Below are 14886 nucleotides of genomic sequence, written 5' to 3' on the forward strand. Positions count from 1 at the left end.
CACCAGGAGCAACCGATGACCGACATCACCTATCGACTGGCGCAGAAGCGCAACATCGTCACCGCGCTGCCCGGTCCGCGATCGGCCGAGGTGTCGGCGCGCCGCCAGGCCGCCGTGGCCGGCGGCGTCAGCTCCTCGGCCCCGGTCTACGCCGCGGACGCCGACGGCGGCGTCATCGTCGACATCGACGGCAACTCGCTCATCGACCTGGGTTCGGGCATCGCCGTCACCAGCGTCGGCGCCTCGCACCCCGGTGTCGCCGCAGCGGTGGCCCAGCAGGCAGCCCGCTTCACCCACACCTGTTTCATGATCACCCCGTACGAGGGCTACGTGGAGCTCGCCGAGCGCCTCAACGCCATGACCCCCGGCGATCACGAGAAGCGCACCGCATTCTTCAACTCGGGCTCCGAGGCCGTCGAGAACGCCGTCAAGGTCGCGCGCCTGGCCACCGGCCGGCAGGCCGTCGTCGCCTTCGACCACGCCTACCACGGCCGCACCAACATGACGATGGCGCTGACCGCCAAGGCCATGCCCTACAAGACGCAGTTCGGTCCGTTCGCGCCCGAGATCTACCGGATGCCAGCGTCGTACCCGTACCGCGATGGCCTGACCGGTGAGGCCGCAGCCAAGGCCGCCATCAGCCGCATCGAGACCCAGATCGGCGCCGCGTCGCTCGCCGCCGTCATCATCGAGCCCATCCAGGGCGAGGGCGGCTTCATCGTGCCCGCGCCGGGATTCCTTGCCACCATTGTTGATTGGTGCAAGGCCAACGGCGTCGTGTTCATCGCCGACGAGGTGCAGACGGGCTTCGCGCGCACCGGTTCGTGGTTCGCCTCCGACCACGAGGGCATCGTCCCCGACATCATCACCATGGCCAAGGGCATCGCCGGCGGCATGCCGCTGGCCGCCATCACCGGCCGTGCCGACCTGCTGGACGCCGTGCACCCCGGCGGCCTGGGCGGTACCTACGGCGGTAACCCCGTCGCCTGCGCCGCGGCACTTGCCACGCTCGACGCCATGGCCGAGATGGACCTGCCCGCCCGGGCCCGCGCCATCGAAGCGTCGGTCCTGCCGAAGCTGCAGGCCCTCACCGACACCGGGGTCATCGGCGACGTCCGTGGCCGCGGCGGCATGCTGGCCATCGAGATCGTCAAACCGGGCACCAGCGATCCCGATCCGGTGCTCACGAAAGCCATTGCGGCAGAGGCGTTCAAGCGCGGCGTCATCCTGCTGACCTGTGGCTCGTACGGCAACATCATCCGCCTGCTCCCGCCGCTGGTGATCAGCGACGAACTGCTCGACGAGGGCATCGCCGTCCTGAGCGACATCGTGCGCGAAATGGCGGCGGCCCGATGATCGACCGCACCACACTGCTGGAGTCCATGCCCACCGAGCTGTGGCTCGGCGGCCTGCAGGTCCCCGCGTCCACCGGAGCCCGGTTCGCCGTGCACGACCCGGCCACGGACGCCGTGCTCATCGAGGTCGCCGACGCGTCACCCGCCGACGGTGCCCGCGCCCTCGACGACGCGGTCGCCGCGCAGGCATCGTGGGCCGCCACCCCGGCCCGCGAACGCGCCGAAATCCTGCGCCGCGCTTGGGAACTGGTCATGGAACGCCGCGACGACTTCGCGCTGACCATGACCCTCGAGATGGGCAAGCCATTGGCGGAGAGCCAGGGCGAGGTGAACTACGGCGGCGAGTTCCTGCGCTGGTTCGCCGAAGAAGCGGTCCGGATCAACGGCCGCTACACGCAGTCCCCCACCGGCACCGGCCGCATCCTGGTCACCAAGCAGCCCGTCGGGCCGACCCTGGCGATCACGCCGTGGAACTTCCCGCTGGCCATGGGCACCCGCAAGATCGGCCCGGCGCTGGCGGCGGGTTGCACCATGATCGTCAAGCCCGCCGCCGAAACCCCGCTGACCATGCTGCTGCTGGGCCAGGTTTTCGCCGACGCCGGCCTGCCCGCCGGCGTGCTGTCGATCCTGCCGACCACCGATGCCGCCGGCCTGACCGGCCCGCTGCTGGCCGACCCGCGCCTGCGCAAGCTGACCTTCACCGGTTCCACCGGTGTCGGCCGGAAGCTGTTGGCGCAGTCCGCAGATCGGGTGTTGCGTACCTCGATGGAACTCGGCGGCAACGCCCCGTTCGTGGTGTTCGACGACGCCGATCTGGACGCCGCGGTCGACGGCGCGATGGCCGCCAAGATGCGCAACATGGGTGAGGCCTGTACCGCCGCCAACCGCATTCACGTCGACAACGCCGTGCGCGCCGAGTTCACCGAGAAGCTCGCCGCCCGCATGGCCGCACTGGCCACCGGCCCGGGCGACCAGGCCGGCAGCCAGGTCGGTCCGCTGATCACCGCCAAGCAGCGGGCGACCGTCGACGAACTGGTGCAGGACGCCGTCAACAAGGGCGCCACGGTGGCCACTGGCGGCAAACCCGTTGAAGGCGAAGGCTTCTTCTACCCGCCGACCGTGCTCGCCGACGTGTCGACCGACGCCCGCCTCCTGCGCGAGGAGATCTTCGGACCGGTCGCCGCGATCATCGGATTCGACGGCGAGCAGGCCGGCATCGATGCCGCCAACGACACCGAGTACGGCCTGGCCGCCTACGTCTACACGCAGGGCCTTGACCGGGCGCTGCGCGTCGCCGAAGCAGTCGAGGCCGGAATGGTGGGCGTCAACCGCGGCGTCATCTCCGACGTGGCCGCGCCGTTCGGCGGCATCAAGGAATCCGGCATCGGTCGGGAAGCCGGCAGCGAGGGCATCGAGGAGTACCTCGAGACCAAGTACATCGCCCTTCAGTAGTTGCGCCGCAACACCTTTCCTTCTACCCCCCTGCAACCACACAGACATCCAAGTAAATAGACCGGAGTAGTCCTCCCCATGCAGAATTCCGCTGCCCGGGTGTCTTTCGACGCCGACGGGCTGAACAACCACGCCCAAATCCAGTGGCCCGCACAGCCGCCGCTGCTCGCCGACGTCTGCGCGATGTTCGAGTCCTTCGGCCTGCGCGTCGCCTCCTACCACCATTCCGATGACGCCGGGCACTGCTACGAGTTCGGCGACCTCTCGCTCTCCGACGCGACACGTGACCTGGTCGCGCAGGCCTGCGAGGCCGCCATCGCGGGCCGCTGGAACGTCGACCGGTATGCGATGCTCATCGCCGCGGCAGGCATCGATTGGCGCCGGGCGGTGCTTATCCGCGCCGCGTGCCGGTTCCTCCGGCAGACGGGGCTGGGGTTCTCCGAGGACTACATCGTCGAATCCCTCGTGGCCGCGCCCGATTTCGTGAACGCGCTGCTGACCCTGTTCGATGCCCGGTTCAACCCGGGCACCGACGCCGACATCGAGCAGGCGGATCGCGACGTCGCAGGCCTCGTGGAAGCCGCCACCTCACTGGACGACGACCGGATCCGCCGGGCGCTGCACGCCTTCGTCACCGCGACGTTGCGCACCAACTGGTTCCAGGTCGGCGCCGATGGTCAGCCCAAGGACTACGTGTCGTTCAAGATCGACTCGTCACGCCTGTCGATCACCGGACCCGTCGTGCCTTATCGCGAGATCTTCGTGCACTCCGACACCGTCGAGGGCGTGCACCTGCGCAGCGGCGCCATCGCCCGCGGCGGCCTGCGCTGGTCCAACCGTGCCGAGGACTTCCGCACCGAGGTGCTGGGTCTGATGAAGACACAGGCCGTGAAGAACGCCCCGATCGTGCCGACCGGCGCCAAGGGTGCCTTCGTCCTGCGTTCTGCCACTGTCGATCCCGCTGACGGTTACCGCACGTTCATCCGCGGCCTGCTCGATGTCACCGACAACATCGTCGACGGCACCGTCCGTCACCCCGACCGCACGGTGTGCCCCGACGGCGATGACGCCTACCTCGTGGTCGCCGCCGACAAGGGCACGGCCACCTTCTCCGACCTGGCCAATTCCATTGCCGCCGAGTACGACTTCTGGCTGGGCGACGCCTTCGCCTCGGGCGGGTCGGCCGGATACGACCACAAGGCCATGGGCATCACTGCCCGCGGCGCCTGGCTGTCGGTGCGGCGGCACTTCGCCGAGGCCGGTCATGACATCGACGTCGACCCGTTCACGGTCGCCGGCATCGGCGACATGTCGGGTGACGTGTTCGGGAACGGAATGCTGTTGTCCCACAACATCAAACTGGTCGCGGCATTCGACCACCGGCACATCTTTCTCGACCCGAATCCGGACTCCGAGACCTCGTACGTCGAGCGCGAGCGTCTCTTCCGCCTCCCCCGCTCCAGCTGGCAGGACTATGACCCGGCGCTGATCTCCGCCGGCGGTGGCGTGTGGCCGCGCACCGCCAAGTCGATCCCGCTGTCGGAGCAGGCCAGGGCGAGCCTCGGCGTCCAGGCCACCGAATGCACGCCCGACGAGCTGATCAGCGCAGTGCTGCGGGCACCGGTCGATCTGCTGTGGAACGGCGGCGTCGGCACCTACGTCCGCGCCGACGACGAGACCGATGCCGACGCACAGGACAAGGCGAACGACCGGGTCCGCGTCACCGCATCGCAGTTGCGCTGCAAGGTGATCGGCGAGGGCGGCAACCTCGGCCTGACTCAGCAGACCCGTATCGCGTTCGCGCTGAACGGCGGCCGTGTCAACGCCGACTTCATCGACAACGCCGCCGGCGTCGCCACCTCCGACCTCGAGGTCAACCTCAAGATCGCACTGGACTCCGGCAATATCGCCACCGCACAACGCAATAAGCTGCTCGCCGACGCCACCGACGATGTCGCCGCGCGGGTGCTGGCCGACAACGCCGACCAGATTCTCGCGATCAGCATGGCGGCCGCTGAAGCAGGCTCGCTGTTGGAGCGGCACGTCCGGCTCATCAGCAACCTGCAGGACGTGGCCGGCGTCGACCCCGATGTCGAGGGACTGCCGTCGAAGCAGGAACTGGATCGCCGCCGTCTCGTCGGACTCGGACTCACCCGCCCCGAAATCGCCGTGCTGCTGGCACAATCCAAGAATCTGGTGTCGCAGGAGCTGTTGGCCTCCGACGTACCGGATCACGAGATGTTCGTCGGCCGCCTGGCGCAGTACTTCCCGGCCGGCATCGCCGAGCACGTCCGGGCAGAGATCGCGAACCACCCGCTGCGGCGCGAGATCGTCGCGACCTCGGTCGCCGGTGAGCTGATCAACCGCGTCGGGCCCGGCACCATCTACCGCATGCAGGAACGGCTGTCGGTGAGTACGGCCGACGTGGCGATGGCGTACGCGACGGTGCGCGACATCCTCGATCTCGACAACCTGTGGTCCGAGGTGCTGACCGGTAAGACCGATGAGACCCAGCGCATCCAGGCGCTGCTGGAGATCCGGGAGCTGCTCGAGCACCTGACGTCGTGGGTGGTGCGCAACGGCGCGGGCAACCGCGACCGGGTGAGCGCCGCGGTCAGCCGGTTGATGGCCGTCAGCTCTTCTTGAGCTCCTCGGCGAACATCACGATGATGCCGCTGGGACCGCGGACGTACGTCAGTTTGTAGATGTCCTCGTAGGTCGCCACGCCACGCAGTGGGTGACACCCGTGACGGGCGGCGATCTCGAGGGCCGCATCGATGTCGTCGACCGAGAACGCGACGCGGTGCATCCCAATATCGTTGGGGCGGGTGGGTTCAGACTCGTTCGCCTCGGGATGGATGTACTCGAAGAGCTCGATGCGGCCGTGACCGTCCGGTGTCTCGAGCATCGCGATGTTGGCGTGGTTGCCGTCGAGACCCACCGCGGTTTCGGTCCATTCGCCACTGACCGTGGCACGGCCGACCACCGTGAGCCCGAGGTCGGTGAAGAACGCGATGGTCGCGTCGAGATCGCGCACGGCGATGCCGACGTTCTCGAGTTTGATGGCCATATCTCGGATGCTACCCAGCACGGGCCGGTACCAAACGATGCCCGCGCCGGTCCCTGCCGGCTAGCCGTCGTCAGCCGTTGTGCAGCGCATCCCGTAGCGCGTCGATGGCGAGCTTGCGGGCAACGTTGGTGGCCGGGGTGTCCCGGAGCGAGTCCAGCAGCATGAAGTCGTGCACCGTACCGCTGATGCGGACCGCCGTGACCGTCACGCCCGCCTCGCGAAGTTTGTTGGCATACAACTCGCCACCATCGCGCAGCACGTCAGCTTCGGCGGTGATCACCAGGGCCGGCGGGAGACCACGCAGCTGGTCGAGGGTGGCCCGCAGCGGCGATGCGTACGGCTCCGCACGTTGCGCCTCATCCTTCGTGTAGGCGTCCCAGAACCACAACATGCCGTCGCGGGTCAGGTAGTAGTGCTCGGCGAACTGGTGATAGGACTGCGTGTCGAAATCGGGTCCGGTGACGGGATACAACAGAATCTGGGCCTTCAGATCGATGCCGCCGCGTTCCTTGTTCATCAGGGCGAACACCGCCGACATGCACCCGCCCACCGATTCACCGGCCACGGCAACGCGCGAAGTGTCCAGCCCATGCTCGACGCCGTGCTCGAGGAGCCACTGCCCGACGGCGTAGTTCTGCTCCACCTGCGTCGGATAGCCGTGTTCGGGAGGCTTCGCCGACTATCTGGCAACACAATTCCCGAACATCCGCGTCGACGCCGCGCGCATGGTGATCGACGACATCGACATCATCACTGCCGCAGGAATTTTGGCATGGGTCGACCTCGGACTGACGTTGGTCGACCGACTGTTGGGCCCCAGCGTCATGCTGCACACCGCACGGTTCATCCTGGCCGATCCGCCCCGCCGGCAACAGCGCACCTATCAGGAGTTCACGCCGCGACTTCGCCACGGCGACAAGGAGGTTCTGACGGCGCAGACCTTCATCCACGCGAACGCCGGCCGGCAACTGGCCGTGGCGGAACTCGCGCAGGTCGCCGGGGTGCAGCCCCGAACGTTCCAGCGCCGCTTCAAAGAAGCGACGGGGTCAACCCTGACCGAGTACCTGCAATCCGTGCGCGTCGCCAATGCGCGCGAATCGCTCGAACTGTCCAGGACTTCGGTCGAGCAGATCGCGATGGACGTTGGCTACCTTGATGTCTCGACGTTCCGGCGACTCTTTCAACGGACGACCGGCCTCACACCCAGTGAGTACCGGAAGCGGTTCGGAATCGCGGACGGCAGACCTGAAGGCCGCTATCCGTAGAGCTTGGCGACGATGGCGCCGAACTCATCGTCCTCCAGTACCGGGGTGGCTTCGATCTGGAGATACTCCTGCCACTCGGAGATGAGCTCGAACACCGGCTTGGCATCAGCGGCGTCGATCACCGAGCAACCGCTGCCGTTGAGACCGAACCACCGCCCGAGTTGGGTGGCGCCGTCGGGCGGCTTCGCCCCGGTCTGCAGGAAGTGTTCGGCCGTCGCCCGCATCCGAGCCGGATCGATTGCATGCCATTGCACCAGGTATTTCATGAGAAGCCGCCTTTGAAGTCAGTTGTCGGGCACTGCAGGTCGCGGCCAAGGAGCCGCCGCGACCTCCCGAACAATCGGCGGCGTCCATGGGGCGATGACTTCAATAAAGCACCACTCTGGCAGCTGAGCATCAGCCAAATGGCTGAGATCAGATCACCGCGGCGACGGCTGATGCTGTGTGATGCAGTGGATGCCGCCGCCACGCTCGAACAGCGGCCGCGCGTCGACGCTGACCACGCGCCGGCCGGGGTACTGCTCGGCCAGGATCGCCGCCGCATCGGCGTCGCGCGGATCACCGAACGCGCACGCGATGACGCCGCCGTTGACCACCAGGTGGTTGATGTAGCTGTAGTCGACGTAGCCCTCGGCATCGGTCAGCAGGTCGGGTGCGGGCAGCTCCACGATCTCCCACGGCCGGCCCGCGGCATCGCGGGTGTCGGCGAGAGCTTCACGAATCTCCTTGCACACCAGATGGTCCGGATGTGCATCGGACCGCTGCGCATGCAGCAGGAGGCGTCCGGGTGACGTGATGGCCGCGACGATGTCGACGTGTCCACGGGTGCCGAAGCGCTCCGAATCGCGGGTCAGGCCGCGCGGCAGCCACACGGCATGCGTGGCACCGAGGGTGCGGGCCAGTTCGGCTTCGATGTCGGCCTTGGTGGCGCCGGGATTGCGGCCGGGGTCGAGTTGGACGGTCTCGGTGACCAGCACCGTGCCCTGCCCGTCGACCTGGATACCTCCGCCCTCGTTGACCAACGTCGAGCTGATCACCGGAACACCGGCCCAACCGGCCACGGCGGCACCGATTTTCGCGTCGCGATCCCAGCGCGCCCAGTCCTGGGCACCCCAGCCGTTGAACACCCAGTCCACCGCCGCCACCGAACCGTCGCCGGCATGCACGAAGGTCGGGCCGATGTCGCGCATCCAGGCGTCGTTCAGCGGCGCCTCGACGATGTCGACGTCAGCGGACAGGTACCGCCGCGCGGCAGCCGTTTCCGCGGGGTCCACCACCACGGTCACCGGCTCGAACTCAAGCACCGCATGGGCAACGGCGGCCCATGTCGAGCGGGCCTCGTGGTGTTCGGTTTCGGTGTCCCCCAAGGAATATCCCTCCGACGGGAACGCCATCCACACCCGGTCCTGCGGCGCGCTCTCCGCAGGCATCACGTAGTTGGTCATTTCACCACCGCGGTGGCTTCGTGGCCGGCGCCGTACGGGCGCTGCGCGTCGACAGGTGCGGTCAGCGCGCCGTAGCTCTCCGGACGCCGGGTCAGCAGGAACGGGAACAGCTCGAGCCAGTCGCGGCGCTGGTCGAGGTCCAGATCGGCGACCAGCACCGCCTCCTCGTCACGCGGGGCCTGCACCAGCACCCGTCCGTACGGATCGGAGATGAACGACGAACCATAGAAGGTCACGGTGCCCTCGTCGCCGATTCGGTTGGGCACCACCATGAATAGACCACTGTTGATGCCGTTGGCGACGATGACCTGCTGCCACAGCGGCTGGGTGTCGAAGGCGGGAAAGACGGGCTCGGAGCCGATGGCCGTCGGGTAGACGACGATCTCGGCACCGCCGAGCGAGTAGTTGCGGGCCACCTCGGGGAACCATTCGTCCCAGCACGTCGGCATGCCCAGCTTGGCGCCGAGCCCCTCGGGCTCGTAGACCGGGTACGGGTTGCCCTCGGCCGGACCGGCCCGGAAGTAGGTGTCCTCGTAGTAGCCCGCCGAGATCGGGATGTGCATCTTGCGGGTCCGGCCGGCGAGCTCACCCGACGGGGAGACCAGGATCGCCGTGTTGAAGCCCAAACCGTCTGCGGCCGGCGACTTTTCGTACAGCGACGCGTGCACGAAGATGCCGTTGGCGCGGGCCGCCTCGGCGGCGAGTGCGAACGTCGGGCCGTCGAGGAGATCTTCTGCGGCATCCCCCGGGTTCGGGCCGGCCGGGGTGTCGGCGGGGTACCGGAGCAGCGTGATCTCCGGCAGGCAGACCAGCGCGGCGCCCTCTCCGGCCGCGCGGTCGATACCGTCACGCAGCACTTTGGTGAGCTCGTCGGCGTCGGGACGCCAGCGGTGCTGCACCAGGCCGACCCGCACGGGCGGGCGCGTCGACTCGGTGCTGCGCGACAGCGACTCGGGTGCGGTGGCGGTCAGGGTGATCATCAGCTGGACTCCTAAAACGAATTTGATTCGTTTTATTGTGACCCCACTTACCCCTGCTTGTAAAGAGGTAGTAGACATATGCCATGGGCCGCCCCTCCAAACCGCTGCTTTCCACGGATCGCATCGCCAGCGCAGCAATGGATTTGGTCAACAAGACCGGGGGCTTCACCGTGCCGGAACTGGCCCGGGCCCTCAAGGTCAGCCCGTCATCGCTGTACAACCACGTCGCGGGACGTGAACAGATCGTCGAGTTGCTGCGCGAACGGGCGATGTCCGACGTCGCGCTGCCTGCCGACGACCCGCAGCGGCCATGGACCGACGTCGTCGCCGACATCATGCGGTCCTACCGCCAGAGCTACGCCCGCTACCCGCGGCTCATCCCTCTGCTCACCTCGCACGCGGTGAACAGCGACCACGCCCTCACCATGTACAACGTGCTGGCCGTCGCGTTCGACCGGGCCGGGTTCGATCCCGCGGACACCTTGCGGGCCATCACGCTGATCGACTCGTTCGTGCTCGGCTCGGCGCTCGATGTGGCCGCGCCCGACGAACCCTGGCAGGCCGGCGCCGATGTCGGTCCGGAATTCGCGGCCGCACTGGCCACCGGCACCAGCAAACCCGAACGCGCCGATGACGCCTTCGAATTCGGCGTCAGAGTGCTACTCCGCGGACTGGCGGCGGTCCCGTCGGCCGACTGATTACTCGGCCGCGTCGCCTTCGGGCTTGCTCTCGCCGTCGGCGGACTTGGCCTCGTCCTTGGCCTCCGACTCCTCGGCCTTCGGCAGGACGGCGTCGAGCGCTGCGCCGGTGATCCGGCGGAACGCGCGCCGTGGCCTCTTGGCGTCGAGGATCGCCACCTCGAGCGTCGCGGCGCCCAGCACGCGGTCGCCGGCCCCGGCGTGCAGCGCGTCGACGGCGATCCTCACCGCGTCGGCCAGGCTCGCGTTCTCCTGGTAGGAGTCGTTGAGTGCGGCGATGATCGGCTCGGTCGTACCACCCATGACGACGAAATGCGGCTCGTCGGCGATGGACCCGTCGTACGTGATCCGGTACAGCTCAGGGGCTTTCGTCTCGCCGTGGTGCGCCACCTCTGCGACGCACAGCTCGACCTCGTAGGGCTTGGCCTGCTCGGTGAAGATGGTGCCGAGCGTCTGGGCGTAGACGTTGGCCAGCTGTCGGCCGGTGACGTCCCGCCTGTCATAGGCGTAGCCCCGGGTGTCGGCGAACTGGATGCCGCCGCGTCGCAGGTTGTCGAACTCGTTGAACCGGCCGACCGCGGCGAAACCGACGCGGTCATACAGCTCGCTGACCTTCTGCAGCGACCGCGACGGGTTCTCCGCGACGAACAGCACGCCCCCGTCGTAGGCCAGCACGACCACGCTGCGACCCCGCGAAATGCCTTTGCGCGCAAGCTCGGACCGTTCCCGCATCGCCTGTTCGGGCGAGATGAAATACGGAAAGCTCATCAGGCATTACCTTTCGCGCGCGTCCGGTTGGCGATGACTTCCCGGGCCAGCGCGGCGATGCGCTCCTCGGTGACCTCTTCGGCGCCCTCGGCACCGATCAGCACCGCGGTCGGATAGATGCCACGCGTCAAGTCCGGTCCGCCGGTGGCCGAATCGTCGTCGGCCGCGTCGTACAGCGACTCGATGGCGACCTTCAGCGCCGAATCGGCATCGGTCACATGCGAATACAGCTTCTTGATCGACGACTTGGCGAACAGCGAGCCCGAGCCCACCGACTGGTAGCCCTCGTCCTCGATGTTCCAGCCACCCGCGGCGTCGAACGAGACGATGCGACCGGCGTTGCCCGGGTCGGAGTCGTCCAGGTCGTAGCCCACCAACAGCGGCAGCGCGACGAAGCCCTGCAGGGCCGCGCCCAGATTGCCGCGCACCATGATGGCGAGTCGGTTGACCTTGCCACGGAACGTCAGCGGCACGCCTTCGAGCTTCTCGTAGTGCTCGAGCTCGACGGCGTACAGCCGCGCGAACTCCACCGCGATGGCCGCGGTGCCGGCGATACCGGTCGCGGTGTAGTCGTCGGCGATGTGCACCTTCTGCACGTCGCGGCTGGCGATCATGTTGCCCTGGGTGGCGCGGCGGTCACCCGCGATCAGCACGCCGCCGGGGTATTTGATCGCGACGATCGTCGTGCCGTGGGGCAAGTCGGCACCGCTGGTCACAGAATCACCCACCACCGGCAGCAGGTGGGGCGCCTGCCGGCTGAGAAAGTCCGAAAACGAGGACAGGTTCAGGTGGGGTGAGGTGACATCCAGTCGATCAGAGAAAGGCCCGAACGCTGCCGTCACTGGCCGCCCTTTTGGACGTATGCGCGCACGAAGTCCTCAGCGTTCTCTTCCAGCACGTCGTCGATCTCGTCGAGCAGGTCGTCGGTGTCCTCAGCGAGCTTCTCGCGACGTTCCTGACCTGCGGCAGACGTGCCGGAGAGGTCGTCGTCCTCGCCGCCGCCGCCACCGCGCTTGGTCTGTTCCTGAGCCATCGCCGCCTCCTGATTGCTCGATTCTCTGACTTCACACTACCGGTCCGCGCCCGGGTTCCCCGGGAACACAAGCAGTTACGTGGTGAGCTGTTCCACCAACTCGACCGCGCTGTCCACCGAATCGAGCAACGCACCGACGTGGGCCTTGCTTCCACGCAGCGGTTCCAGCGTCGGAATCCGCACCAGCGACTCGCCACCGAGGTCGAAAATCACGGAGTCCCAGCTGGCCGCGGCGATGTCCGCACCGAACCGGCGCAGGCACTCACCACGGAAGTAGGCGCGGGTGTCGGTGGGCGGGTTGTCCACCGCGTCGAGCACCTGCTGCTCGGTGACCAGCCGCTTCATCGAGCCACGCGCCACCAGGCGGTTGTACAGCCCCTTGTCCAGCCGGACGTCGGAGTACTGCAGGTCCACCAGGTGCAGGCGCGGCGCGTTCCAGCCCAGGTTCTCCCGCTGGCGGAAGCCCTCCAGCAGGCGCAGCTTGGCCGGCCAGTCCAGGAGTTCGGCGCATTCCATGGGATCGCGTTCCAGCAGGTCCAGGACGTGCGCCCAGGTCTCGATGACGTGGTCGGCGCGCGGGTCGGGATCGCGGCGTTCCTGCAGCTTGGCCACCCGGTCCAGGTAGATGCGTTGCAGCGCAAGGGCGGTCAGTTCGCGGCCGTCCGCCAGCGCCACGGTCGCGCGCAGCGACGGGTCGCGGCTGATGACGTGCACCGCGTGCACCGGCCGGGCCAGCGCCAAATCGGACAGGTCGATGCCCTCGGCCGGCCCGAACTCGATGAGGTCGAGCACCAGTGACGTGGTGCCCACCTTGAGGTACGTCGACGTCTCGGCCAGGTTGGCGTCACCGATGATGACGTGCAGCCGGCGGTACTTGTCGGCGTCGGCGTGCGGCTCGTCGCGGGTGTTGATGATGCCGCGCTTGAGCGTCGTCTCGAGCCCGACCTCGACCTCGATGTAGTCGGCGCGCTGCGTCAGCTGGAAGCCCGGCTCATCCCCCGACTGCCCGATGCCGACGCGGCCAGACCCCGTCACGACCTGACGGGACACGAAGAACGGCGTCAGCCCGGCGATCACCGAGTTGAACGGCGTCTGCCGGCTCATCAGGTAGTTCTCGTGCGTGCCGTACGACGCGCCCTTGCCGTCGACATTGTTCTTGTACAGCTGCAGCCTGGCCGCGCCCGGGACGCTGGCCACATACCGTGCCGCGGCCTCCATGACCCGTTCGCCGGCCTTGTCCCAGATGACCGCGTCCATCGGGTCGGTGACCTCGGGAGCGGAGTACTCCGGGTGGGCGTGGTCGACATACAGCCGGGCGCCGTTGGTGAGGATCATGTTCGCCGCGCCGATCTCGTCGGCGTCGACGATCGGGGCCGGGCCCGTGGAGCGGCTCAGGTCGAAGCCACGCGCGTCGCGCAGCGGGGACTCGACCTCGTAGTCCCAGCGCGTGCGCTTGGCCCGCTGGATGCCACTGGCCGCCGCGTACGCCAGCACCGCCTGGGTGGACGTGAGGATCGGGTTCGCGGTCGGATCAGACGGCGAGGAAATGCCGTATTCGACCTCTGTTCCGATGATCCGTTGCATGCCGCCAAGACTAGACGGCTGTTGATACGCGACGATTAGCCGCATGACCACATCGGGGCGCGCGGAGCGACCGGAAAAGCCCGCGCGGAGCGACCGCGTCGCCGCCGAGACCTGGTTTCTGCGCCGCGGACTGCCCGCGGTGCTGCGTCCGGGGGCGCTGGTGCGACGACTGTGGCAACGCTCGGCACCGGCGCTGGCCGGGTTCGCGGTGTTCATGGCCAACTCGATCCTCGTCACTGCCGTCACCGGCAAGCACACCATCAACATCGAGGGCCAGCCCACCCGGACCGAATGGTTCATCCTCGCCCTTCTCCTGCTGGTGGCGCCGCTGGCCGCACTGGCGGGCTGGCTGGTGTCGCGCATCGCGTCGTGGCGTAACCGCGCCACGGCGGCCGCGGTGGCGGTGGCGATATGCCTGGCCGGCGCGGTGTTCGGCGGCCCCGGGGCCTATGTCAGCAGCAACGTGATCTACGTCGGCGTGGTCATCGCCGTCATCCTGGCCTGCACCGCAACCGGCATCGGCTCGATCCTGGGCTGGGCCTTGGACACCACAGCGCACAACCTGACCCTCGTGGGCAACCTCTTCGTGCGGGCCCTGCCGATCATGCTGTTGACGGTGCTGGTGTTCTTCAACACCTACGTCTGGCTGATGGCGGCCAACGTCAGCCGGGCCCGGCTGTGGTCCGCGCTGGGCTTCCTGGCGCTGATCGCCGTGGCATTCGTCATCGCGACCACCATCGACCGGGTCCGGCCGATCCTGACGGCCACGACGCCCGACACACCGGATGCCCAGCGCGAAACCCTGGCCGGCACCCCGTTCGAGCAGCTACCCGCGTCCGACCACCGAATCCCGTTGTCCCGCATCGAACGTGTCAACGTGGTGTTCGTCCTGGCCATGTCGCAGGTGTTGCAGCTGCTGATCGTCGCGCTGGTGACCGCATTCATCTTCCTGGTGCTCGGCCTGATCCTGATCAGCCCGAAGCTGCTGGCGGAATGGACGCGCAACAACGGCTCGCCCGAGGGCACCATCTTCGGCATGACGCTGCCCATTCCGGAGTCGCTGATCCAGACGACGCTCTTCCTGGGCGCCCTGACCTTCATGTACATCACGGCCCGCACCACGACCGACGCCGAGTACCGCGCCGAGTTCGTCGACCCGCAGGTCGACAGCCTGCGTCGCCGACTGGACGCGCGCGATCGCTACCTCGCCGACCGCGCGCGCTGAGCCGCGATCGG

General features: G+C 67.9%; 14 protein-coding genes and 1 pseudogene. 6 read left to right on the forward strand and 9 right to left on the reverse strand.

Annotated elements, in window-relative coordinates:
• Window positions 1–15 precede the first annotated feature (15 nt).
• The 3 genes from gabT to BR47_RS0102530 all read left to right on the forward strand — a co-directional run bounded on the left by gabT (window position 16) and on the right by BR47_RS0102530 (window position 5453).
• A complete protein-coding gene (gene gabT, locus BR47_RS0102520; RefSeq protein WP_029118476.1) occupies window positions 16–1356 on the forward strand; it encodes a 4-aminobutyrate--2-oxoglutarate transaminase in 1341 nt (446 codons plus the stop codon).
• A complete protein-coding gene (locus BR47_RS0102525; protein ID WP_020100697.1) occupies window positions 1353–2807 on the forward strand; it encodes an NAD-dependent succinate-semialdehyde dehydrogenase in 1455 nt (484 codons plus the stop codon). The genes gabT and BR47_RS0102525 overlap by 4 nt, the downstream gene beginning before the upstream one ends.
• 78 nt (window positions 2808–2885) lie before the next feature.
• Window positions 2886–5453 (forward strand): NAD-glutamate dehydrogenase domain-containing protein, encoded by a 2568-nt coding sequence (locus BR47_RS0102530; protein ID WP_029118477.1) that lies wholly within the window; start codon window positions 2886–2888, stop codon window positions 5451–5453.
• Here BR47_RS0102530 and BR47_RS0102535 read toward each other — a convergent pair.
• Together BR47_RS0102535 and BR47_RS29475 are read right to left on the reverse strand one after the other, a co-directional pair.
• The gene (locus BR47_RS0102535) at window positions 5440–5877 is read right to left on the reverse strand and encodes a VOC family protein (protein WP_020100695.1); all 438 of its coding nucleotides are present in this window, start codon (window positions 5875–5877) and stop codon (window positions 5440–5442) included. The genes BR47_RS0102530 and BR47_RS0102535 overlap by 14 nt on opposite strands.
• 70 nt (window positions 5878–5947) lie before the next feature.
• Window positions 5948–6550 (reverse strand): annotated as a pseudogene (locus BR47_RS29475) (alpha/beta hydrolase); the annotation flags it as partial.
• Window positions 6551–6602: 52 nt separating this feature from the next.
• Between BR47_RS29475 and BR47_RS29480 the strand changes: the two are divergent.
• Entirely contained in the window at window positions 6603–7142 is a 540-nt protein-coding gene (locus tag BR47_RS29480) for a GlxA family transcriptional regulator (protein ID WP_231506633.1), read from the forward strand.
• Here BR47_RS29480 and BR47_RS0102550 read toward each other — a convergent pair.
• From BR47_RS0102550 to BR47_RS0102560, 3 genes are all read right to left on the reverse strand, one after another.
• Window positions 7133–7408 (reverse strand): DUF3303 domain-containing protein, encoded by a 276-nt coding sequence (locus tag BR47_RS0102550; RefSeq protein ID WP_020103716.1) that lies wholly within the window; start codon window positions 7406–7408, stop codon window positions 7133–7135. The genes BR47_RS29480 and BR47_RS0102550 overlap by 10 nt on opposite strands.
• A gap of 153 nt (window positions 7409–7561) precedes the next feature.
• Window positions 7562–8587: an agmatine deiminase family protein gene (locus BR47_RS0102555; protein ID WP_029118478.1), complete on the reverse strand. Its 1026-nt coding sequence runs from the start codon at window positions 8585–8587 to the stop codon at window positions 7562–7564.
• Window positions 8584–9567 carry a nitrilase-related carbon-nitrogen hydrolase gene (locus BR47_RS0102560; RefSeq protein WP_029118479.1) on the reverse strand — a complete coding sequence of 328 codons (984 nt, stop codon included), beginning with the start codon at window positions 9565–9567 and terminating at the stop codon, window positions 8584–8586. Before BR47_RS0102560 ends, BR47_RS0102555 begins: the two co-directional genes overlap by 4 nt.
• Before the next feature lie 83 nt (window positions 9568–9650).
• On the opposite strand from BR47_RS0102560, the gene BR47_RS0102565 reads away from it, so the two are divergent.
• The gene (locus BR47_RS0102565; RefSeq protein WP_029105745.1) at window positions 9651–10265 is read left to right on the forward strand and encodes a TetR/AcrR family transcriptional regulator C-terminal domain-containing protein; all 615 of its coding nucleotides are present in this window, start codon (window positions 9651–9653) and stop codon (window positions 10263–10265) included.
• On the opposite strand, the gene prcA is transcribed toward BR47_RS0102565, so the two are convergent.
• The 4 genes from prcA to dop form a co-directional block, all read right to left on the reverse strand.
• On the reverse strand, window positions 10266–11033 hold the full coding sequence (gene prcA, locus BR47_RS0102570; protein ID WP_029118480.1) for a proteasome subunit alpha: 768 nt from the start codon (window positions 11031–11033) through the stop codon (window positions 10266–10268).
• Complete coding sequence (gene prcB, locus BR47_RS0102575; RefSeq protein WP_231506634.1) at window positions 11033–11875, reverse strand: proteasome subunit beta; 843 nt, start codon at window positions 11873–11875, stop codon at window positions 11033–11035. Before prcB ends, prcA begins: the two co-directional genes overlap by 1 nt.
• A complete protein-coding gene (locus BR47_RS0102580) occupies window positions 11872–12066 on the reverse strand; it encodes a ubiquitin-like protein Pup (RefSeq protein WP_020103710.1) in 195 nt (64 codons plus the stop codon). The genes prcB and BR47_RS0102580 overlap by 4 nt, the downstream gene beginning before the upstream one ends.
• Window positions 12067–12141: 75 nt before the next feature.
• Entirely contained in the window at window positions 12142–13650 is a 1509-nt protein-coding gene (gene dop, locus BR47_RS0102585) for a depupylase/deamidase Dop (RefSeq protein ID WP_029118482.1), read from the reverse strand.
• A gap of 43 nt (window positions 13651–13693) precedes the next feature.
• Here dop and BR47_RS0102590 point away from each other — a divergent pair, with 43 nt between their 5' ends.
• Complete coding sequence (locus BR47_RS0102590; RefSeq protein ID WP_029118483.1) at window positions 13694–14875, forward strand: hypothetical protein; 1182 nt, start codon at window positions 13694–13696, stop codon at window positions 14873–14875.
• Window positions 14876–14886 lie beyond the last annotated feature (11 nt).

The organism is Mycobacterium sp. UNC410CL29Cvi84, assembly GCF_000686745.1.
In the GTDB taxonomy this organism is placed as follows: Bacteria; Actinomycetota; Actinomycetes; order Mycobacteriales; family Mycobacteriaceae; genus Mycobacterium; species Mycobacterium mucogenicum_B.